Consider the following 20,270-nt stretch of genomic DNA (forward strand, 5'->3'; position numbering starts at 1 on the left):
GGGGAAATTATGTCATATAGTGAAAAAATGGTTCAAGCATTACAAGCTGAAAATTTAGCAGAAGCACAGTTAATGTTTGAAGAAGCATTAAAGAAAGATGATGAAAATACCTTAGCTGATTTAGGGGAAACGTTATTATCTTTAGGTTTTCTAGAAGAAGCCAAACAAATTTTCCAACAGTTGTTGGAACAATTTCCCGATGCAGATGGCTTAAACATTCCATTAGCAGAAATCGCCATTGAAAATAATGAAATAGATGACGCATTCATCTATTTAGAAAAAATTCCAGAAACTAGTGACAGTTATGTCCAAAGTCTCTTAGTTACTGCGGATTTGTACCAAGTTTTAGGGATTCCAGAAGTCAGTGAAGCGAAATTAAAAGAAGCAGCCAATCTTATGCCAGAAGAGCCGTTAATTCAATTTGCTTTGGGAGAACTATATTTTACAAATGGTCAATTTGTCGAGGCTATTACTCGTTATCAAAGCATTGTAGAAAGCGGGACAGCGCAAATCTCTGCTATTTCCTTGAATGAACGCTTAGGAAGTAGTTACAGCATGTTAGGTGATTTTGAAGAAGCAGTTCCTTATTTGGAAGCCGCGGTCAAAGAAGAACAAACAGACGATCGTTTATTCCAGTTAGCTTTCACTTATTTACAGTTACATGAGAATCAAAAAGCCATTGCGTTGTTCCAGCAATTAAAAACACTAAACCCACATTATCAATCACTTTATCTATATTTAGCGGAAGCGCTCCAAGAAGAAGAGCAATTAGAGGAAGCAAAAGCGGTGATCGAAGAAGGAATTGCGGAAAACCCCTTCCAAGTAGAGTTATACCAATTTGCCTCTGAAAATGCCTATCGCTTACACGATATTGCTGGTGCTGAAAACTGGTTGTTAAAAGCTTTGGAATTAGGTGAGAAAACAGATGAAAGTCGTTTGACCTTAAGTAATCTCTACCTCACGGAAGAGCGTTTTGAGGAAGTAATTACTATTTTAAATGATTTAGAGGAAACGGATCATCCTTATGCTGAATGGAACTTAGCAAAAGCGTACAACGAATTAGAAGACTTTGCCGTCGCTAAAGTTCATTATGAACAAGCAGCGCAAGAATTGTCTCACGAACCAGAATTTCTAAAAGAATACGCATTGTTCTTACGAGAAGAAGGCGAACTTGAAAAAGCAAAACACTTGTTGCACCATTATTTGGAACATGAACCTGGTGATGTAGACATGCAATCTGTGCTAGCAGATATGGAAGAAAGATAGGAAACGACGATGTTTGTTAGTTTATCAGAAAAGAAAAAATTTTTAACTTGGTTAGTGAATACCGTGCCTTTTGGAAGAAGAGAAGTACTGTGGATTTTAAATTACTTATTAACGCACGATGCGATTTTAAATAATGTTCATTTTGTTGAGAACGTAGAGAAGACTGATCGAGGGATCCGCGTGGTAGCAGATGGTTTAGGTAAGGAGCCGTTATTGCTTTTTATCCAAGCACAAGAATTTACAGATCCGGAACAAATTTTTCACGAGATTCGGATGAATTGGCGGAAAGCTCTTTATTTAGAATGTGTATTTCCAGAGGCTTGGCAAACGAGCCAGTATTTATCTGTTTTAGAAGACAATCCGTTTGCGCCATGGAATGAACAAGTGGATCAGGAAGTTGCCAGAGCGATTGATCAATATTTTAAGCAAGAAGAACAAACGCAGCGAATGGCATTAATTAAAGCTCAAATTGATGATGCTTTAGAAACAGGCGACAAAGAAGCGTTTTTAGAATTATCCGATGAATTAAATCGTTTGAAACAACAATAAATAAAACCCAGCATTTTCAATAAATGCTGGGTTTTATTTATTGTTTTAATTTAAAGCGCCGTTGTTTGCTGGGTTTTGCATAAGTAAAGCCTTCGCCAATTGCTTCATGTACGTTAATGATGGACACAAAGGCTTTTTCATCTATTTCATTAGCAATCCGTTTGACCTCCATTATTTCTCGAGGACTGACTACCGTGTAGAGAACCCGTTTTTCCACTTGTGAATAAGCACCTTCACCATTTAAATATGTTACCCCACGTTCTAAAGAAGCCATTAAACTTTGACCGATTTCTTCGGAATGATTGGAAACAATTAAAATTCCTTTCGCAGCATAGGCTCCATCGAGTACAGAATCAACAACACGACTGAAAACAAAGGACACAATTAAAGTATACATCATTCGTTTGACATCAATATAGGTTAACGAGAGGAGTAAGACTGCAACATCAAAAAGTAACAACGAGCGGCCCATGCTAATCCCAAAGTATTTTTCGAAAATGCGGGCAATGACGTCGGTCCCACCAGTGGTTCCGCCTACGCGGTAAACAAGGCCACTACCGAATCCTGCGGCCAAACCAGCTAAGAGAGCAGCAATCAATAAATCATGATCTAAATTAATTTCAACAGGAAATTTTTGCCAAAACCACAAAAATACCGATAACGACACGGTACCAATTAGCGTATAATAGAGGGAACGTTTGCCTAAAATTTTACCACCAATTAATAAGAGCGGAATATTGATTAATAATGTCGTATATGCTGGGTTAAAATGAAATAAGGCTCTTAAAATCAAAGTAATCCCTGTGACACCACCTTCGGCCAGGTCATTAGCAATATTGAAAGTAACCAAACCAAAGGCATAGATACAGCTTCCTAATACAATAAATAACACATCTTTAAAATAAAATCTTTGTTCTTCCATTTAATCACGTCCTTTTACAGTATAAACTGTATCATTCTCTATATAAAACAACAAGTAGAACCTTTCCAGATAGCCAAGTTTTTGATAAGATGTAGGAGGTAGAGTAAGAAAGGTTGGGGTAAAATGTCAGAATCAGAACAACGTAGTTTGCAATCGATGCAAACGGAAGTTGATGATTATATTCAACAGTTTAAAACAGGCTATTTTTCACCATTAGGACAAATGGCTCGTTTGACGGAAGAGGTCGGAGAATTAGCCCGTGAAGTCAATCATTATTATGGTGAAAAACAGAAAAAAGCAGACGAAAAACCAAAGACAGTATCAGAGGAACTTGGAGATGTCTTTTTTGTATTGATTAGCATGGCAAATTCTTTAGAGATTGATTTAACCGAAGTTTTTGAAGAAAATATGGCCAAATTTAACAAGCGGGACCGCTATCGCTTTGAAAGAAAGGATGGGAAAACACATGATTAAAATAATTGTCGCTGGGTTTAAAGGACGGATGGGCAGTACTGCTACACAAATGGTCTTAGAAACCGCAGACTTTGAATTAGTAGGTGTGTATGATCCTCATGAAGCACAAGAAACTGTTTCTTTCAATGATGAAACAGCAATTCCCGTTTTTCAGCGCTTAGAAGAAGTCCTAGCTGTCAACCCAGATGTTTGGATTGATTTTACGGTTCCTGAAGCCGCCTATCCAAATACACGTTTTGCGTTGGAACATGGTATGGCGCCAGTTGTTGGGACGACAGGCTTTACGGAGGAACAAATCAACGAATTGACAAACCTATCTCGAGAAAAAGCCATCGGCGGCTTAATTGCGCCAAATTTTGCAATTGGGGCAGTTTTAATGATGCAATTTGCCCAAAAAGCGGCGCAGTATTTTCCAGATGTGGAAATCATTGAATTACATCATGATAACAAATTGGATGCACCGAGCGGAACGGCTATAAAAACTGCAGAAATGATTCAAGAAGTTCGGCCAGCAAAAAAACAAGGGAATCCGCAAGAGGTAGAATCAATATCAGGGGCACGCGGGGCTGATTACGAGGGTCTGCGAATCCATAGTGTCCGCTTACCTGGTTTAGTGGCACACCAACAAGTCCAATTTGGCAGTGTAGGTGAAGGGCTCACTATTCGGCATGATTCTTATGATCGGCGTTCATTCATGACAGGAGTGGCGTTAGCTTGTCGGCAAGTGGTACAGAGAACAGAACTACTTTACGGATTGGAACAGATGCTATGAAATTGACAACTATTCCAAACGAATTTAAAGAAGCCGCTCCCGTTATTCGTGAAATCAATGCACAGGGCTTTGAAGCGTATTTTGTCGGGGGCAGTGTCCGTGATGCTTTATTAAATAAACCAATCCATGATGTCGATATTGCGACAAGTGCCTATCCAGAAGAAATTAAGCAAATTTTTAAACGAACCGTTGATGTGGGCATCGAACATGGCACAGTCCTTGTATTGATGGAAGACCAACAGTATGAAGTAACAACCTTTCGTACCGAGTCAACTTATCAAGACTTTCGCCGACCAGATGAAGTCACCTTTGTTCGCTCCTTGAAAGAAGACTTAAAACGGCGAGATTTTACGATTAATGCCTTGGCGCTTGACAGCACAGGCGAAATCATTGATTTATTTGATGGTATCGAAGATTTAACTAATCAAACCATTCGTGCAGTCGGCAATCCCCATGAGCGGTTTCATGAAGATGCTCTGCGGATGATGCGGGGCTTACGCTTTGCTAGCCAATTAGATTTTAAAATTGAAGAAAAAACCTTAGCCGCTATCGCTGAATTTCATCCTTTATTAGAAAAAATTTCAGTAGAGCGCATTACGATTGAATTTGTAAAAATGCTTTTAGGGGTTAATCGACAAGGTGGCTTAGCTCCGTTTATTGAAACAGAATGCTATCAATATTGTCCCAAATTACGAGAACAAGGGGCTGGACTTTTTCGTTTAATGGACTTGCCTGCTCGTCAAATTGAAACAGAAGCAGAAGCGTGGACGTTACTTATCCAATCATTGAATTTACCAGAAGCAGAAATCCGCCCCTTCTTAAAGGCTTGGAAACTTTCAAATCAATTAATTCAAAACGTTTCACAATTAGTACGTGGTCTGCGTTTTCGTTTGAGTAACGACTGGCAGCCAATGATGCTTTATGAATTAGGCGAAGAATCAGCAGTACTTGTTGAAAGACTTTTATATTATTACCAACAAGAGAGTCAAGTACAAGTAACAAAAGAGTTAGTTAAGGCATTACCCATCCATCAAAGACATGAATTGGCCATCACAGGAAAAGACCTTTTAGCCGTCTTAGAAGAAACACCAGGCAAATGGTTAGGGGAACTGATTGCTGAAATCGAGCAACACGTTGTTGAAGGTAGCTTAGAGAATAAACAAGAAGTTCTGCTTTCGTTTGCCAAAAAACAACGTTCAAAAGGAGAGAAAGCATAATGCCAACAGAAATGTTTACAAAAGAATTCTTGGTGAAAGAATCACAAACGGCTAAAATGCTCGGTTCTGGTGACTTAGAAGTTTTAGGAACCCCTGCTTTAGCTGCCATGATTGAACAAACAGCCAAAGAAGCTGTGAAGGAGCAATTATCAGTTGGGGAAACAACTGTCGGAACGGTGTTAGAATTGCGCCACTTATTTCCATCCGCGGTAGGGGCGACAATCGTTGTTACGATGACCAGCATTGAACAGACTGCACACAAAATACGCTATGAATTTGTTGCTTATGAAGGAGAACGACAAATTGCCAAAGGTTCTCACCAACGTGCAGTAGTTGAGATTGATTCTTTTTTAAAAAGAATAACAAAAGATTAAGAATCTACAGCGAAAGTTTGTGACCGTTTATCAAAAGTATGGTAAACTAATAATGTAAGAAATTATTTTTAAGTAAGGAGATTTGTGCTATGGCTAGAGAAATGACAGGACTTAAATTTTATTTCAGAAATGGTGAAACTTGGACGATTGATCGTCGTTTTATTGGTGATTTATGGATCAAACATATTACAACAAGTTTTGGCCGTATCCATGGTAGTGAATTTGTTGAAATTCATCCATGTGAAGGGTTCAAAATTGAAATTTTCCAAGAAGGAGATCATGTTCAAACCCACGATATTAACTTAGGTGGCTTAGAATTAGGGATGTTCTCTCGTGCTTTAAAATATGAAGATATCGAACGTATGGAAATTCTTTACAAAAATGGCACACCAGATTTAGTTTATTTCCCTTACAAAGATAAAACAGATGAGGGCTTGGATAACATCTATCAATCTACAAAAGTCAGCGAAAAAACTAAAAACTTATACATTGTTATCGACCCAACACAAACAGTTGACGATGTATACGCTGAAGAATTAAAATAATTTTTGCCCCACAGGAATCAGTGAAATGACTGGTTCCTGTGGCTTTTTTAGTCTTTTGGCGAATAAAATAACATTGGTTTTAATGGAATAGTCGAAAAAATAAGCGAATAAGTGTTGACACATGTTTTTTCTAGCGGTATACTGTTAACAATTCTTAATTAAATCAGTTTTGGAGTGATTCTTATGACAACAACGAAGAAAAACCATACACAACTGAATAACTTTTACTTTAGCTATTTTAGATAGGTTTGTATTCATAACATTATGGGTACAGACAACAAACGTTTGTATCTATAATGGCTAGGGAAATTTAAGATGACTTTCAGCCATGTAGATTTAAGAAAATCTATAGTGGCTTTTATATTGCTTTTTTGTAGGGTATTCACTGTAGATTTTTCTTAAAATTTACTGTGAATATCCTTTTTGTTTGGCCAAAAATTAGGATTTCAGAAACTTACTAAAAAAATTTCGTAAAGGAGCACACAGGATGAAAGAAATAACTGGAGCCACTCGTTTAGCTGGGCTATTCGCGAAACCCAGCCAACACAGTATTTCACCGTTGATTCATAATACAGCATTTCAAAATTTAGGAGTTGATGCTCGGTATCTGGCGTTTGACGTTGGACAAGAGACACTACCACAAGCAATTGAAGCGATTCGAACGTTTCACATGTTAGGGGCCAACTTATCAATGCCCAATAAAGTGGCGGCTGTAAGTTATATGGATGAACTAAGTCCTACCGCCCAACTGGTTGGCGCAATTAATACGATTGTCAACAAAGATGGAAAACTTTACGGAGACAGCACGGATGGTACTGGTTTTATGTGGAGTTTGAAAGAGAAAAAGGTTGACGTTTTTCAGAATAAAATGACCATCTTAGGAACAGGTGGTGCAGCCTTATCAATCATTGCCCAAGCTGCTTTAGATGGCGTGAAAGAAATCGCCGTTTACAACAGGAAAAGCGCGGGGGTTAACGACAGTCAAAAAAAACTGGCAAATTTCACTGAACGAACCAACTGTGTAATTCATTTAAACGATTTAGCGGATACTGAAAAACTAGCAAAAGATGTTGCTGAAAGCGTCTTGTTAGTTAATGCAACGAGTGTGGGTATGCATCCACATGCACATAGTAGTCCTATAGAAAATTATGCAATGATTCAACCGAAGTTATTCGTGTATGATGCTATTTATAATCCCAGAGAAACACAGTTATTAAAAGAAGCCCGTTTACGTGGCGCAGAAACAAGCAACGGCTTGGACATGCTACTTTATCAAGGAGCTGCTGCTTTTGAACAATGGACAGGACAAAAAATGCCTGTATCAGTCGTAAAACGTAAAATTGAAAATAGATAAAAAGAGCGCCGTTTAAAGGCATGAGGAGAGAATATAATGATCGTAATTATGAAAGAAAATGCAACCGAAAAGCAAATGAAACAAGTCATTGATTTAGTAACAGGTGCAGGCTTAACTACTCAAACAAGTCAAGATAATGGAAAAACAGTGATAGGCTTGATTGGTGATACAGAAAAATTAGTTGAAGCAGAGTTAACAGCATTAGAAGGCGTGGAGAAAAGTGTCCGCATTTCGTTGTCATACAAACTAACGAGTCGTTTATTTCATCCAGAGAATACAGTGGTTGATGTGAACGGTGTTAAAATCGGTGACGGCAGTATGACCATGATGGCGGGCCCTTGTTCAATCGAAAGCTTAGATCAGATTCGTGAATGTGCGCGAATTGCTAAAGCTGGCGGTGCAACAATTTTACGAGGTGGTGCATTCAAACCTAGAACGTCGCCATACGCTTTCCAAGGACTAGAAGAAGAAGGACTAAAATACATTCGCCAAGCGGCTGATGAATTAGATATGCAAGTCATTACAGAAGTAATGGATGAAGCGAATTTTGAACTTGTCGCAAAATACAGTGACATTTTACAAATCGGTGCGCGCAACATGCAAAATTTCAAGTTATTACAAGCGGTTGGTAAAACTGGAAAACCTATTGGCTTAAAACGCGGGATTGCTGGTACGATTGATGAATGGCTAAACGCAGCTGAATACATTGCTGCGCAAGGAAATTTCAATGTGATCTTCATTGAACGTGGGATTCGTACGTACGAAACCGCTACGCGCAATACACTTGATTTAAGTGCGGTGCCTTTAATTAAAAAATTAAGTCATTTTCCAATTATTGTTGATCCGAGTCATGGTGTTGGTATCTGGGATTTAGTACCGCCAATGGCCCGAGCAGGTGTTGCTTCAGGTGCGGACGGCTTGATTGTAGAAATTCACCCAGACCCAGCGAATGCGTGGTCAGATGGGCCACAATCCTTGAATGAAAAAACTTACCTACGTATGATGAAAGAAGTTCATATCATCGAAAAAGCAATGAAAGAAATTAATGCTTTAGAAGATTAGTAAAGACAGAGGAGTAGAGGACATGAAATTAACCGTAACGTTACCTACACATTCATATGATTTAACCATCGAAACAGGTGCCTTAGATAAAATTGGCACCTGGGTACGTAGCCTGTGGCAGCCACAACGGGTAGCGATTATTACCGATGAAACGGTGAATAAATTATATGGCGCAGCTGTTGAGAAAGAATTGCAAGCTGCTGGTTTTGAAACATCATTGATTGCTGTAGCGGCAGGTGAACAAAGTAAGAGCCTCGAAACAGCTCAGCTGCTTTATGATTTTTTAGCGGAACAGCAATTGACTCGAAGTGATGGTTTAATTGCTCTAGGTGGAGGTGTTGTGGGAGATCTAGCTGGATTTGTCGCTTCAACCTATATGCGCGGTATTCACTTTTTGCAAGTACCAACAACCTTACTGGCACAAGTAGATAGTAGCATTGGAGGTAAAACAGCGGTTAACACTAAAAAAGCCAAAAATCTTGTCGGTACTTTTGCCCAACCAGATGGGGTTTTAATTGATCCTAATACACTTAAAACATTAGAACCTAGACGTGTGCGTGAAGGAATTGCAGAAATTGTAAAATCAGCAGCTATCGCTGATGTTGAATTGTGGCACCGTTTATCCTCTTTGGAAAATGAACAAGATTTAGTGGCACATGCAGAAGAAATTATCACGGCCTGTTGCAAGATTAAACGTGATGTCGTCGAAGAAGATGAATTAGATTTGGGCTTACGTTTGATTCTGAATTTTGGGCATACGATCGGCCACGCATTAGAAAATACAGCTGGTTACGGGGTGATTGCTCACGGTGAAGGCGTTTCTTTAGGAATGATTCAAATAACTCAAGTCGCAGAACAACGAGGGCTTTCCCCACTTGGGATTACCCAAGAGTTGGTCACCATGCTAGAAAAGTTCCATTTACCAGTAACGACAGATTGTTGGCCAGAAGAACGTCTCTATCAAGCAATTACACATGATAAAAAAACACGTGGGGGACAGATTAAAATCATTGTCTTAGAAAAAATTGGTCAAGCGAAAATTGTCTCTTTACCAACGGAAGAAATTCGAGCATTTTTAAATAGAGAAGGAGGAATTTAAGATGCGCTTTATTACAGCAGGCGAATCACATGGACCTGAATTAACTGCTATTATTGAAGGCTTACCAGCCGGTCTTCCTTTAAGTAGCGAAGAGATTAACCGAGAATTAGCAAGACGTCAAGGCGGTTACGGTCGTGGGGGACGGATGAAAATTGAAAAAGACCAAGTACGTATTACTTCGGGCATTCGGCATGGTAAAACACTTGGCTCACCAGTAACGTTGATTGTCGAAAACAAAGACTGGAAAAATTGGACCTCCGTGATGTCAGTAGAGCCAGTTCCTGAAAAACAAAAGAAAATCCGCCGCGTCAGCAAACCACGTCCAGGACATGCTGATTTAGTCGGTGGCATGAAATATCAACATGATGATTTACGGAATGTTTTAGAACGGTCTTCGGCACGAGAAACAACGATGCGTGTGGCGATTGGTGCGGTTGCTAAAAAACTCTTAGCTGAACTGAATATCCAAGTCGCTGGGCATGTCGCAGTATTAGGCGGGATTGAAGCTACGATCCCTGAAAATTTAACGATCCGTGAAATTCAAGAACGATCTGAACAATCTGCCGTTCGCGTATTAGATCCTTCCGTAGAAGAAAAAATGAAAGAACTAATTGACCAAACCAAGAAAAATGGCGATACAATTGGTGGGGTAGTAGAAGTACTTGTGGGTGGCGTTCCAGCTGGCTTAGGTAGCTATGTTCAATGGGATCGTAAACTAGATGCCAAAATTGCGCAAGCTGTTGTAAGCATCAATGCTTTTAAAGGTGCTGAGTTTGGCATTGGATTTGAAATGGCGCAACGCCCTGGTAGTCAAGTGATGGACGAGATTGTTTGGGACGAAAGTACAGGTTATACCAGAACTTCCAACAATTTAGGCGGTTTTGAAGGAGGAATGACCAACGGAATGCCAATCATCGTTCGTGGTGTCATGAAACCTATTCCAACCCTTTATAAACCATTACAAAGCGTGAATATTGATACAAAAGAGCCTTATAAGGCTAGCGTTGAGCGCTCTGATAGCACGGCGGTACCGGCCGCTAGCGTTGTTTGTGAAGCCGTTGTTGCAACGGAAGTAGCGAAGGCTATGCTCGAAAAATTTGATAGTGACTCATTTGAACAAATGAAAGAAGCAGTGAAACGTTATCGTCTATATACTCAAAACTTTTAATGGAAGAAAGTCGCAAGTATATGGAGGGAAAAAATGAAGAAACGTATTTTAATCGTAGGATTAGGGCTAATCGGGAGTTCACTGGCTTTGTGTATCAAAAAAGGGCATCCAAACAGTGAGATTATCGGTTTCGATAATCAAGCGGAGTCAACTGAATTTGCTAAGAAAACGGGTCTAATTGATGAGATAGCTGAATCTTTAACAAGTGGGGCAAGACGAGCAGAGATTATTTTTCTTTGTTCCCCAGTTAAAGCAACTTTAGTACAACTAGAAGAATTAAACCAATTATCACTAGAAACTGCTCTGATCACAGATGTGGGTAGTACCAAGGTGGAAATTAATCAGTTAGCAACAAAGCTTAACATGAAAAATTTTATTGGTGGTCATCCAATGGCTGGTTCACATAAATCTGGCGTAACAGCCGCTGATGAACGTTTGTTTGAAAATGCCTACTATATTTTTACCGATGACCATGGCGAAAAAAACAAACAGATTCAGGAGTTACAAACGTTACTAAAAGGAACTCATGCGAAGTTTATTACGATGCCTGCACAGGAACATGATGAAATTACTGGTGCTCTAAGTCACTTGCCACATATTGTTGCCGCAGCTTTAGTGAACGAAAGTCAGCAACTGAATACTACTTACCCTAGAGCACAGCAGCTAGCGGCTGGAGGATTTAGAGATATTACTCGAATTGCTTCCTCTGATGCAACGATGTGGACGGATATTTTATTAAGCAATCGCTTAGTATTATTGGACTTACTAGAAAATTGGCAAAAAGAGATGACTACTGTTTGCCAATGGTTAACAGAAAAAAAACGCCCCAGCTATTCGTAATTTTTTTGATAAGGCCAAAGAAACACGTGCTCAATTGCCTATTCACAAAGAAGGCGCAATCCCAGCTTTCTATGATCTGTTTGTTGATGTACCAGATCAACCAGGAATCATTGCTGAAATTACGCAAATTTTAGGCGAAGCGGACCTTTCTCTTACAAATATTAAAATTTTAGAAACGAGAGAAGAAATCTATGGGATTCTTCAATTGTCTTTTAAAAATCAATCAGACTGCCAAGCTGCAAAACAAATTTTATCTAAAAAAACGAACTATACGTGTTACGAAAAATAAGAGGTGATGAGGGTGCAACTACGTACAAATGTGAAACATTTACAAGGGACTCTGATGGTTCCTAGCGACAAATCGATTTCCCATAGAAGTATTATGTTTGGAGCGATTTCTTCTGGAAAAACGACGATTACAAATTTTCTAAGAGGCGAAGATTGTTTAAGTACCTTAGCGGCGTTTCGTTCTTTAGGTGTGAACATTGAAGATGACGGGACGACAATCACCGTTGAGGGGCAAGGATTTGCAGGCTTAAAAAAGGCGAAGAATACAATTGATGTTGGAAATTCAGGGACAACAATTCGTCTAATGCTAGGCATTTTAGCTGGCTGTCCCTTTGAAACGCGCCTAGCTGGTGATGCGTCTATTGCTAAACGACCGATGAATCGTGTGATGCTTCCTTTAAACCAAATGGGAGCGGAATGTCAAGGGGTTCAACAAACGGAGTTTCCGCCAATTTCTATTCGCGGGACTCAAAATTTACAACCTATTGACTACACAATGCCTGTTGCGAGTGCTCAAGTGAAATCGGCTATTTTATTCGCCGCTTTGCAAGCCCAGGGCACTTCTGTAGTGGTTGAGAAAGAAAAGACACGTGATCATACAGAAGAGATGATTCGACAATTTGGTGGGACGCTTGAAGTAGACGGTAAAAAAATTATGTTAACTGGACCGCAACAATTAACAGGTCAAAACGTGGTAGTTCCTGGAGATATCTCTTCTGCGGCTTTCTTTTTAGTTGCAGGTTTAGTAGTCCCAGATAGCGAGATACTTCTGAAAAATGTTGGCTTAAATCAAACGCGGACAGGTATTTTAGATGTGATTAAAAACATGGGCGGTTCCGTCACTATTTTAAATGAAGATGAGGCCAATCATTCTGGCGATTTACTTGTAAAAACGAGTCAATTAACAGCTACAGAGATTGGTGGCGCTATTATCCCACGTTTAATTGATGAGTTACCGATTATTGCTTTGTTAGCTACTCAGGCTACTGGCACGACAATCATTCGAGATGCAGAAGAATTGAAAGTCAAAGAAACCAATCGGATTGATGCAGTAGCGAAAGAATTAACAATTTTAGGCGCCGACATCACGCCTACTGATGATGGCTTAATTATACATGGACCAACTTCTTTACATGGTGGAAGAGTTACCAGTTATGGGGATCATCGTATCGGGATGATGTTACAAATTGCTGCATTACTTGTAAAAGAAGGCACTGTTGAATTAGATAAGGCTGAAGCAGTTTCAGTTTCTTATCCAGCATTTTTTGACGACTTAGAACGTTTAAGTTGTTAACGAAGGAGGATAACGAACCATGGAAAGCATTGTTTTAATTGGTTTCATGGGTGCGGGTAAAACAACTATCGGCCAAAGTTTGGCCAATAAACTAAAGATGTCTTATCTTGATTTAGATACAGCGTTAATTGAAAAAATAGGACGCTCAATTCCTGACTATTTCGAAAAATATGGTGAAGCAGCTTTCCGAGAACAGGAAACCCAACTTTTAAAGGAGCTGTCAAAAAATACAGCCGTCCTTTCAACTGGGGGCGGGATTGTTGTCGGACCAGAAAATCGTAGCTTATTAAAATCTTTTCAGCAAGTGATTTATTTACATGCGACACCAGAAGAGCTGTTAAAAAGAATCAAAGAAGATACTGAAAACCAACGACCCTTAGCTATAGAACGTTCTTCAAAAGAAATCATTGCTTTGTTTGAGTCTCGTAAAAATTTTTATGAAGAATGTGCGAAGATGACAATTGATACGACCAATCGCTTGCCAGAAGAAATTATCAATGAAATTCTGCAACAATTAAAGGAGTAGAGAAACGATGAAAGTTGGTTATTTAGGTCCGATTGGTTCCTTTACGTACAGTGCAACGTTGGCTGCTTTTCCTGATGCTACATTGATACCGTACGCATCGATTCCAGCTTGCTTGAAAGCAATTGAACAGCAAGAAGTGGCATGTAGCATTATTCCAATAGAAAACACGATTGAAGGAACTGTTAACGCATCGATAGATTATTTGTATCATCAAGCGCAGTTACCTGTCCAAGCAGAGTTAGTTTTACCGATTCAACAACAATTAATGGTGGCAAAAGAGAATCAAGCGATTTGGCAACAAAGTCAGAAAATTTTATCACATCCGCAAGCATTAGCTCAATCGCAGATGTTTCTAGAGAATCCAGAAGCGATTTTAGAAGCAACGCCTTCAACAGCTTACGCCGCCAAATACATTGCAGAACATCCAGAATTACCTTTTGCAGCTATTGCACCAAAACTTTCTGCGGAAATGTATGATTTGACCATTGTTGAAAAAAATATACAAGATTTATCGGTAAATCAAACCCGATTTTGGGTTCTTGGTTCTGAAAATTTAGCGATTTCTTTCCCGCTATCTGAGAAAAAAATAACGTTGGCGATTACGATGCCAAGTAATGTTCCTGGCTCTTTACACAAAGCATTAAGCGTGTTTAGTTGGCGAGGGATTAATCTTAGCAAAATAGAATCGCGGCCGTTGAAAACAAAGCTCGGAGAGTACTTCTTTTTAATGGACTTAGTGAATGATCAACCAGAAAAACTAATTGAAGCAGCTTTAACAGAACTGGAACTGATTGGTGCAGAAATAAAAATTTTAGGGGATTACCCGATCTATGTTTTGTCCACACTTTAAAGAGTTAAAAATGAAAATGAAGCTTACTTATTAGATAAAGTGAGTTTCATTTTTTATTAAATTACATATTTGTAATAGGAATTTCCTGCGAAATGAGGTATCCTAAGAAAGGTGATAAAACACAGAGGTAAAGGAGTGACACGATGAGTCGTGTAGATCGTTATAAACATATTCATGAAAAATCGAGACCAGCAGAGCATAAAAAGACCTTTAATCCCCGAAAATCAATGGGTGAACATAGAGAAGAAGAACCAGAAGAACTAGCTGAAAGCCTTCAAGAGCCAGTTTACGAAGACAGCTATACTGAGGACAGTCGCAGAAGTGAGAGGCGACATCAAACAGATTCAGGTGGTGGCAACGGTTCTGACCAACCACCCCGCGGAAAAAAAGACAAGAAACCAAAAAAGAAACGTAAAAAATCAAAAACAAAACGCTTTTTCAAATGGCTAGTGATCCTATTGATTCTGTTATTTGCCTATAGTACAGTCATGTTTTTAAAAGGAAAATCTGCAGCAGAACATGATGACTCGTTGCCTCAAGAAAAAGTAGAAACATTTAATGGTGTCAAAAGTAGCAATGGGGCTAAGAATATTTTAATTCTTGGCAGCGATACACGTGGGGAAGATGCTGGACGAGCCGACACAATAATGGTTCTCCAACTAAATGGACCATCAAAAAAACCGAAATTAATTTCATTTATGCGTGATACATTCGTGGACATTCCTGGTGTCGGGCCGAATAAAATTAATGCCGCATACGCTTATGGCGGTGCTGAATTGGTTCGTGAAACGTTAAAACAAAACTTTAATTTAGATACGAAATATTATGCTAAGGTAGATTTCCAATCATTTGAAAAAATTGTTGACTCTATGTTTCCAAAAGGTGTCAAAATCGATGCAGAAAAATCACTGAATTTAGATGGTGTTGATATTGAAAAAGGGCAACAGGTCATGGATGGACATGTCTTACTTCAATACGCTCGCTTTAGGATGGATGAAGAAGGCGACTTTGGTCGGGTTCGTCGCCAACAACAAGTTATGTCAGCTGTAATGAGCCAAATGAAAAACCCAATGACTTTATTAAGAACCCCAGAATCACTTGGGAAATTAGTCGGCTATATGTCGACAGATGTGCCTGTTAGTTTCATGTTAACGAACGGACCATCATTGCTGATTAAAGGAAAAGCAGGGGTTGAGTCATTATCGGTTCCGGTACCAGATTCTTGGAATTTTGGTGAATCCTCTTATGCAGGCAGTATTTTAGAAGTAGATGAACAAAAAAATGCTGACGCCATCGAAAAATTCCTGAACGAATAAGGAAAGCATTTTAAAATATCCTTTTTTATGCTATATTAGAAACAACGTGGAAAATTAGTGAAACGAGGTTACAAAATGAAAATTGCTATTGTGACAGATAGTACAGCTTATTTACCCGAGCGCATTAAAGATCATCCGAATCTTTTTGTAATTCCCATCCCAGTCATTTTAGATGGAAAAATATACAACGAAGGCATTGACATTGAAGCAGATGAATATTATGCATTGCTAAATAATAGTAAAGAATTTCCGACGACTTCACAACCTGCTTTAGGAGAAGTGTTAGAGCTTTACAAATCAATCGCTGAACAAGGGTACGACACCATCATCAGCATTCATCTTTCTTCAGGAATCTCTGGTTTTGTTCATACATTGCACGGACTTACTGATGAAATCCCAGGCGTTGCTTTGTATCCATATGACTCAAAAATTACAAGTATGCCAATGGGACACATGGTAGAAGCTGCTTTAGATTTAACAGAAGAAAAAGCCAGCTTAGAAGAAATTTTTGCCAAATTAGATTTAATTCGTGATAATACGTATGCATATCTAATTGTAGAAGATCTGAACAACTTAGTTCGTGGCGGTCGCTTAACGAATGGCGCAGCCTTGATCGCTGGGCTATTGAAGATTAAACCTATCTTGACTTTTGAAGATGGAAAAATTGTATTATTTGAAAAAATCCGTTCAACAAAGAAAGCTTTTGCTCGTGCAGAAAAGATTATTGGTGAACGAAACGCAGGGATTGAAGCACCAGTTAAACTGTATGTGATTCATGCTAATAACCGCATCGTTGCTGAAAAAGAACAAGCAAAATTACAAAAGCTATACCCAAATGCAGAAATTGAAATCGGTCATTTTGGTCCAGTTATTGGGACCCATCTAGGGGAAAAAGCAATTGGTTTAGCGATTTCAGCTCAATAATAAAAGATGAGACAAAAGTAAACTACTTCTGTCTCATCTTTTATTCTATTATTTTGTCGTTTGCTGCTGTTACTCAGCCGAATACTTTTTGTTTATAAGAAAATGTAAAATTACTCCTTTTTATTAGAAAATATCTTGCAAATTAAGCAATTCCTTACAAAGTAATGTATACTAAGGAAGAGGAGGCGGTTAAATGAAAAGAAATATAGCCTTGTTGCAAAGCGAAAAAATGAAAAAAGTTCAAGCTTTAGCAAACTACTACCAAGAATCAATTGACTTACCGCCTGGAAAAAACCGTGAGGCGGTTATCAAAAAGATTAATGAATCAAAAAAAGAAATTAAAGAAATAAATGATATATTAACAGATATTCAAAAGAAAAAGAAATAAAGGAGTCGTTTGTGATTATCGATGGATTTACGTTATTGCTATTTTTATTTGTCGTCGTTATGTATGGTTACTTTTACTTCGTACGTAAAAGTATTGTAATTCCGGCTGCAAAACATCCTACAACAAAATATTTAGTTGCTTTTTTTAGTTTAATGATTCTGGCCAATGCATTTTCGGCAGGAGATAAAATTGAAATGATTCGAAGTGTGTTATATATTTTGATTATCTTCAGTTTTCTTTACGATGCAAGAGGTTTTGCGGAGGACTGTATTATTACGCATCCTTTTGACAATCGGGGCACGGCCTTTAAAGATATCGAAAAGATTGTCCTCGTTCAAAAGTCGAACGGTATTCGTTTAGGGTATTTAAAAAAAGGCAGAAGAGGGGTGGTTTTACGCTTTTCTGCGCCACTAGAAGAAATGGTTCTTTTTCTTTCAACACGGATGAATGAAGAGGCAGAAATTGATATTATTGTTAATGAAGATTAACCATGTTCAGCTCCTAGAAATCAGCTTTTCCCGCGTTAAGTTTTGTCTGAATTTCTTTTGAAAAAAAGAAAGCAATTTTGCTTGTACTTTTGGTAAAATTTGTTATAATTAGTCAGATTAAATTTTGGAAGGAAGTTGTTTCGGTGAGTGAAGAATTTGAAAAGTGTGTCGCTGACTTGAAAAAGAAATATCAAGCAATCCCTGAAGAAAAACGACAACACTTTGCAGAACGTATGCAAAAGAAAAATTTCTTACGCTACAAAAAAATTGAATTAATTAAAGGAGAACTTCTTCGTTTAGAAGCACGACGCGCTCAATTGGAACTTTGCGAACGCAGTTCTGAGTTAGAAGAAGTCGAAAAGAAAATTATTCTTAAAAAGAAAAAATTACTTAAATGTTTTGATCGGTAAGTCAATAAAAATTTAATATAGAAGGGAATGATAGGATGGAATTTACCTTTCTAATCATTGTTTTTGCACTGTCTATTACCTTCTCAAACATATTCAACCGGATTGTTCCCGTCATTCCGCTGCCAATTGTGCAAATTATTGTAGGCGTTCTAATTGGTTTAACTAAAATGGGGCAGGAAATTGAATTTGAGCCTGAAGTGTTTTTAGTAATGATTATTGCACCGCTTTTATTTAGAGAAGGGGAGCTAATCAATCTGAAAGCAATGATGAAAAATTTCGGGATGATTCTTTTCTTGGCCTTTTTTGGTGTGTTAATTACCTTAGTTGGAGTCGGCTGGACCCTGCATATGATTTTGCCTACTTTACCATTAGCTGCTTGCTTCGCTTTTGGAGCGGCTTTAGGGCCAACGGATGCGGTGGCGGTAGGTTCGTTATCAGGTCGAATTGACATTCCTGAACGTTCGATGAACATTTTATCTGGTGAAGGACTCATTAATGATGCATCAGGCGTTACAGCCTTTCAATTTGCTTTAGCGGCTTTATTAACGGGGTCATTTTCGCCGGTGGAAGCGGCAGGGACCTTGGTTATTTCCAGTATTGGTGGAGCGGTAGTCGGAATCGTGTTAGTTCTATTAAAACAGCAAATTGTTCATTTACTTGAAACTGCAGTGGCAAAAGATGTTACAGGCTACTTGTTGATTGAATTACTCTTGCCATTTATTGCTTATTTAATTTCAGAGTTGATTGGCGTTTCTGGAATTATTGCTGCTGTGATTGCTGGGATTATGCAAGCATCTAGTTTGAAAAAAGTTTCGCTTTTTGAAGCAGAGCTGTCAAATGTTGGCGAAAGTATTTGGAGTATGATTGAGTTCACCTTAAATGCCTTAGTTTTCTTATTCTTAGGAATTGAACTTTCTCAAGTGTTTTCGCCAATTTGGATTGACCAACAATATTCAAACTGGTTCCTACTAATGGTTGTTCTAATTATTAGCGCCGTTGTCTTTTTGATTCGTTTCTTAGCCATTTTCAGTGTTTACACGCTTCAACATGGACTTAAGAAAGTTAAAAACGCAATGAATGAAATGCTGATTTTAACTTTTGGCGGTGTTAAAGGAACAGTGAGTTTAGCCACCATCTTTATTTTGCCAACAGCGATTAACGGCGAGCATTTTAAAGAACGACCGTTATTACTATTTATTACGGCTTGTGTTATTTTGGTGACTCTGATTGGCGGGATTCTAGTTTTACCATTTTTAACTGATTCAGAGACGGAAGTGGAAAATGAAGAGTCAGTCGAAATTGATTTATTACGTGATGTCATTGATGTCTTAAAACAGCAAAATGAAGAGAATCCTCGTGGTGAAATGAATGCGGTCATTGAAAATTATCAAGATCGTTTAAAAGAATTGTATACCGAGCAGCTAAGTGCAGAACGAAAACAAGAAGTGCAAGAGTTGCGGACGTTAATTGTGTCCATTGAACGAGACGGCCTAGAAGAAAGTCTGAAACAAGGAGAAATTAGTGTCAGAAGTTATCGTATGTATCAACGCTTGATTACACGGATGCAACGGTCGATTGCCAAACAATTATTATCGATTGTAGGCTTTTGGTTATTATTTGCTCGACAAATCATTTCGATTCTTTTACATCCTAAGTTATTTTTCAATCGTGGTGAAGCTTCTGAAGAAGAAAAAGAATTACGAAATGAAGAACTAGAAAATATTCGCCAAGTTTTTCTAAGAAATTCTCAAGTTATTCTGAAGAGTTTAGATAATTTGCGCGGTGTCTATGATGATGATTTAATTGATTTCTTCATTGACGGACGCTTGGATTTAGCCCATAAGTTTGAAAAAGGCGAATTTATTGATTCGTATATTGTTCATACGGAGACAGACTATGTCAAAGACCTATTATTAGGCTTCCAAGAAGAACGACGGATGATTGATCATTACGAACAATCTGAACGCATTTCAATTATCGAAGCGAACGAGTTACGAAAAAATGTCAATTTATTAGAGAGTTATTCGATTAGCGGCGAAGTGAATAATGTTCCGCTGAAACGATTTGTTAAAAATTTTAATAAAGAATAAGTAATAGTGTATGAGATGAAACCAAGACGATTTTTATCTCATGCACTTTTTTTA

At 38.4% G+C, this 20,270-nt stretch carries 21 protein-coding genes and 1 pseudogene; 21 read left to right on the forward strand and 1 reads right to left on the reverse strand.

Annotation, left to right across the window (positions count from 1 at the left end):
- Positions 1-9: 9 nt before the first annotated feature.
- Both IGJ04_RS01125 and IGJ04_RS01130 read left to right on the forward strand, forming a co-directional pair.
- Positions 10-1,266, forward strand: coding sequence for a tetratricopeptide repeat protein (locus IGJ04_RS01125; protein ID WP_024041751.1), 1,257 nt, complete (start codon positions 10-12; stop codon positions 1,264-1,266).
- A gap of 9 nt (positions 1,267-1,275) precedes the next feature.
- Positions 1,276-1,815, forward strand: coding sequence for a ReoY family proteolytic degradation factor (locus tag IGJ04_RS01130; protein WP_071646703.1), 540 nt, complete (start codon positions 1,276-1,278; stop codon positions 1,813-1,815).
- 37 nt (positions 1,816-1,852) lie between these two features.
- Here the strand turns inward: IGJ04_RS01130 and IGJ04_RS01135 are convergent, their stop codons facing one another.
- Positions 1,853-2,737, reverse strand: coding sequence for a YitT family protein (locus IGJ04_RS01135; protein WP_002357595.1), 885 nt, complete (start codon positions 2,735-2,737; stop codon positions 1,853-1,855).
- 123 nt (positions 2,738-2,860) lie between these two features.
- On the opposite strand from IGJ04_RS01135, the gene IGJ04_RS01140 reads away from it, so the two are divergent.
- The 19 genes and pseudogenes from IGJ04_RS01140 (at position 2,861) to IGJ04_RS01230 (ending at position 20,216) form a co-directional block, all read left to right on the forward strand.
- Entirely contained in the window at positions 2,861-3,211 is a 351-nt protein-coding gene (locus IGJ04_RS01140) for a nucleotide pyrophosphohydrolase (protein WP_002363944.1), read from the forward strand.
- Positions 3,204-3,983 (forward strand): 4-hydroxy-tetrahydrodipicolinate reductase, encoded by a 780-nt coding sequence (gene dapB / locus IGJ04_RS01145; protein WP_438839806.1) that lies wholly within the window; start codon positions 3,204-3,206, stop codon positions 3,981-3,983. Before IGJ04_RS01140 ends, dapB begins: the two co-directional genes overlap by 8 nt.
- A complete protein-coding gene (locus IGJ04_RS01150; RefSeq protein ID WP_016617312.1) occupies positions 3,980-5,200 on the forward strand; it encodes a CCA tRNA nucleotidyltransferase in 1,221 nt (406 codons plus the stop codon). Before dapB ends, IGJ04_RS01150 begins: the two co-directional genes overlap by 4 nt.
- Complete coding sequence (locus tag IGJ04_RS01155; protein ID WP_438839807.1) at positions 5,200-5,574, forward strand: thioesterase family protein; 375 nt, start codon at positions 5,200-5,202, stop codon at positions 5,572-5,574. Before IGJ04_RS01150 ends, IGJ04_RS01155 begins: the two co-directional genes overlap by 1 nt.
- Before the next feature lie 89 nt (positions 5,575-5,663).
- On the forward strand, positions 5,664-6,119 hold the full coding sequence (locus tag IGJ04_RS01160) for a hypothetical protein (protein ID WP_002357586.1): 456 nt from the start codon (positions 5,664-5,666) through the stop codon (positions 6,117-6,119).
- 487 nt (positions 6,120-6,606) lie between these two features.
- The gene (gene aroE / locus IGJ04_RS01165) at positions 6,607-7,473 is read left to right on the forward strand and encodes a shikimate dehydrogenase (protein ID WP_438839808.1); all 867 of its coding nucleotides are present in this window, start codon (positions 6,607-6,609) and stop codon (positions 7,471-7,473) included.
- Between the two features lie 36 nt (positions 7,474-7,509).
- Positions 7,510-8,535, forward strand: a complete 1,026-nt coding sequence (gene aroF / locus IGJ04_RS01170) for a 3-deoxy-7-phosphoheptulonate synthase (protein ID WP_438839809.1) — start codon at positions 7,510-7,512, stop codon at positions 8,533-8,535.
- Positions 8,536-8,557: 22 nt separating this feature from the next.
- Positions 8,558-9,634, forward strand: coding sequence for a 3-dehydroquinate synthase (gene aroB / locus IGJ04_RS01175; RefSeq protein ID WP_438839810.1), 1,077 nt, complete (start codon positions 8,558-8,560; stop codon positions 9,632-9,634).
- Between the two features lies 1 nt (position 9,635).
- Positions 9,636-10,802 carry a chorismate synthase gene (aroC, locus tag IGJ04_RS01180; RefSeq protein ID WP_010713405.1) on the forward strand — a complete coding sequence of 389 codons (1,167 nt, stop codon included), beginning with the start codon at positions 9,636-9,638 and terminating at the stop codon, positions 10,800-10,802.
- A gap of 33 nt (positions 10,803-10,835) precedes the next feature.
- A pseudogene (locus IGJ04_RS01185) lies at positions 10,836-11,931 on the forward strand (prephenate dehydrogenase).
- 6 nt (positions 11,932-11,937) lie between these two features.
- Positions 11,938-13,224: a 3-phosphoshikimate 1-carboxyvinyltransferase gene (aroA, locus tag IGJ04_RS01190; RefSeq protein ID WP_104659709.1), complete on the forward strand. Its 1,287-nt coding sequence runs from the start codon at positions 11,938-11,940 to the stop codon at positions 13,222-13,224.
- Positions 13,225-13,243: 19 nt separating this feature from the next.
- Entirely contained in the window at positions 13,244-13,750 is a 507-nt protein-coding gene (locus IGJ04_RS01195; protein WP_159150482.1) for a shikimate kinase, read from the forward strand.
- A gap of 7 nt (positions 13,751-13,757) precedes the next feature.
- The gene (pheA, locus tag IGJ04_RS01200) at positions 13,758-14,600 is read left to right on the forward strand and encodes a prephenate dehydratase (protein ID WP_438839811.1); all 843 of its coding nucleotides are present in this window, start codon (positions 13,758-13,760) and stop codon (positions 14,598-14,600) included.
- A gap of 143 nt (positions 14,601-14,743) precedes the next feature.
- Complete coding sequence (locus IGJ04_RS01205) at positions 14,744-15,916, forward strand: LCP family protein (protein WP_002365661.1); 1,173 nt, start codon at positions 14,744-14,746, stop codon at positions 15,914-15,916.
- A gap of 75 nt (positions 15,917-15,991) precedes the next feature.
- Positions 15,992-16,840, forward strand: coding sequence for a DegV family protein (locus tag IGJ04_RS01210; RefSeq protein ID WP_002382324.1), 849 nt, complete (start codon positions 15,992-15,994; stop codon positions 16,838-16,840).
- 193 nt (positions 16,841-17,033) lie between these two features.
- Positions 17,034-17,228 carry a hypothetical protein gene (locus tag IGJ04_RS01215; protein WP_002357574.1) on the forward strand — a complete coding sequence of 65 codons (195 nt, stop codon included), beginning with the start codon at positions 17,034-17,036 and terminating at the stop codon, positions 17,226-17,228.
- A gap of 11 nt (positions 17,229-17,239) precedes the next feature.
- Positions 17,240-17,716 (forward strand): hypothetical protein, encoded by a 477-nt coding sequence (locus IGJ04_RS01220; protein ID WP_002357573.1) that lies wholly within the window; start codon positions 17,240-17,242, stop codon positions 17,714-17,716.
- Positions 17,717-17,793: 77 nt separating this feature from the next.
- On the forward strand, positions 17,794-18,126 hold the full coding sequence (locus IGJ04_RS01225; RefSeq protein WP_002357572.1) for an ACP phosphodiesterase: 333 nt from the start codon (positions 17,794-17,796) through the stop codon (positions 18,124-18,126).
- A gap of 35 nt (positions 18,127-18,161) precedes the next feature.
- Positions 18,162-20,216 (forward strand): cation:proton antiporter, encoded by a 2,055-nt coding sequence (locus IGJ04_RS01230; RefSeq protein WP_002360309.1) that lies wholly within the window; start codon positions 18,162-18,164, stop codon positions 20,214-20,216.
- Positions 20,217-20,270 lie beyond the last annotated feature (54 nt).

It is taken from the genome of Enterococcus sp. AZ050, from assembly GCF_051715085.1.
GTDB classification, from domain to species: domain Bacteria; phylum Bacillota; class Bacilli; order Lactobacillales; family Enterococcaceae; genus Enterococcus; species Enterococcus faecalis.

Bases quoted from the DNA above. Each gene is read 5' to 3' on its own strand.
- aroE (WP_438839808.1), top strand. From the start codon at position 6,607: ATGAAAGAAATAACTGGAGCCACTCGTTTAGCTGGGCTATTCGCGAAA.
- IGJ04_RS01155 (WP_438839807.1), top strand. From the start codon at position 5,200: ATGCCAACAGAAATGTTTACAAAAGAATTCTTGGTGAAAGAATCACAA.
- IGJ04_RS01135 (WP_002357595.1), bottom strand. From the start codon at position 2,737: ATGGAAGAACAAAGATTTTATTTTAAAGATGTGTTATTTATTGTATTA.
- IGJ04_RS01195 (WP_159150482.1), top strand. From the start codon at position 13,244: ATGGAAAGCATTGTTTTAATTGGTTTCATGGGTGCGGGTAAAACAACT.
- IGJ04_RS01140 (WP_002363944.1), top strand. From the start codon at position 2,861: ATGTCAGAATCAGAACAACGTAGTTTGCAATCGATGCAAACGGAAGTT.
- IGJ04_RS01210 (WP_002382324.1), top strand. From the start codon at position 15,992: ATGAAAATTGCTATTGTGACAGATAGTACAGCTTATTTACCCGAGCGC.
- IGJ04_RS01125 (WP_024041751.1), top strand. From the start codon at position 10: ATGTCATATAGTGAAAAAATGGTTCAAGCATTACAAGCTGAAAATTTA.
- aroB (WP_438839810.1), top strand. From the start codon at position 8,558: ATGAAATTAACCGTAACGTTACCTACACATTCATATGATTTAACCATC.
- IGJ04_RS01205 (WP_002365661.1), top strand. From the start codon at position 14,744: ATGAGTCGTGTAGATCGTTATAAACATATTCATGAAAAATCGAGACCA.
- pheA (WP_438839811.1), top strand. From the start codon at position 13,758: ATGAAAGTTGGTTATTTAGGTCCGATTGGTTCCTTTACGTACAGTGCA.
- IGJ04_RS01215 (WP_002357574.1), top strand. From the start codon at position 17,034: ATGAAAAGAAATATAGCCTTGTTGCAAAGCGAAAAAATGAAAAAAGTT.
- IGJ04_RS01230 (WP_002360309.1), top strand. From the start codon at position 18,162: ATGGAATTTACCTTTCTAATCATTGTTTTTGCACTGTCTATTACCTTC.
- dapB (WP_438839806.1), top strand. From the start codon at position 3,204: ATGATTAAAATAATTGTCGCTGGGTTTAAAGGACGGATGGGCAGTACT.
- IGJ04_RS01130 (WP_071646703.1), top strand. From the start codon at position 1,276: ATGTTTGTTAGTTTATCAGAAAAGAAAAAATTTTTAACTTGGTTAGTG.
- IGJ04_RS01160 (WP_002357586.1), top strand. From the start codon at position 5,664: ATGGCTAGAGAAATGACAGGACTTAAATTTTATTTCAGAAATGGTGAA.
- aroC (WP_010713405.1), top strand. From the start codon at position 9,636: ATGCGCTTTATTACAGCAGGCGAATCACATGGACCTGAATTAACTGCT.
- aroF (WP_438839809.1), top strand. From the start codon at position 7,510: ATGATCGTAATTATGAAAGAAAATGCAACCGAAAAGCAAATGAAACAA.
- aroA (WP_104659709.1), top strand. From the start codon at position 11,938: ATGAGGGTGCAACTACGTACAAATGTGAAACATTTACAAGGGACTCTG.
- IGJ04_RS01150 (WP_016617312.1), top strand. From the start codon at position 3,980: ATGAAATTGACAACTATTCCAAACGAATTTAAAGAAGCCGCTCCCGTT.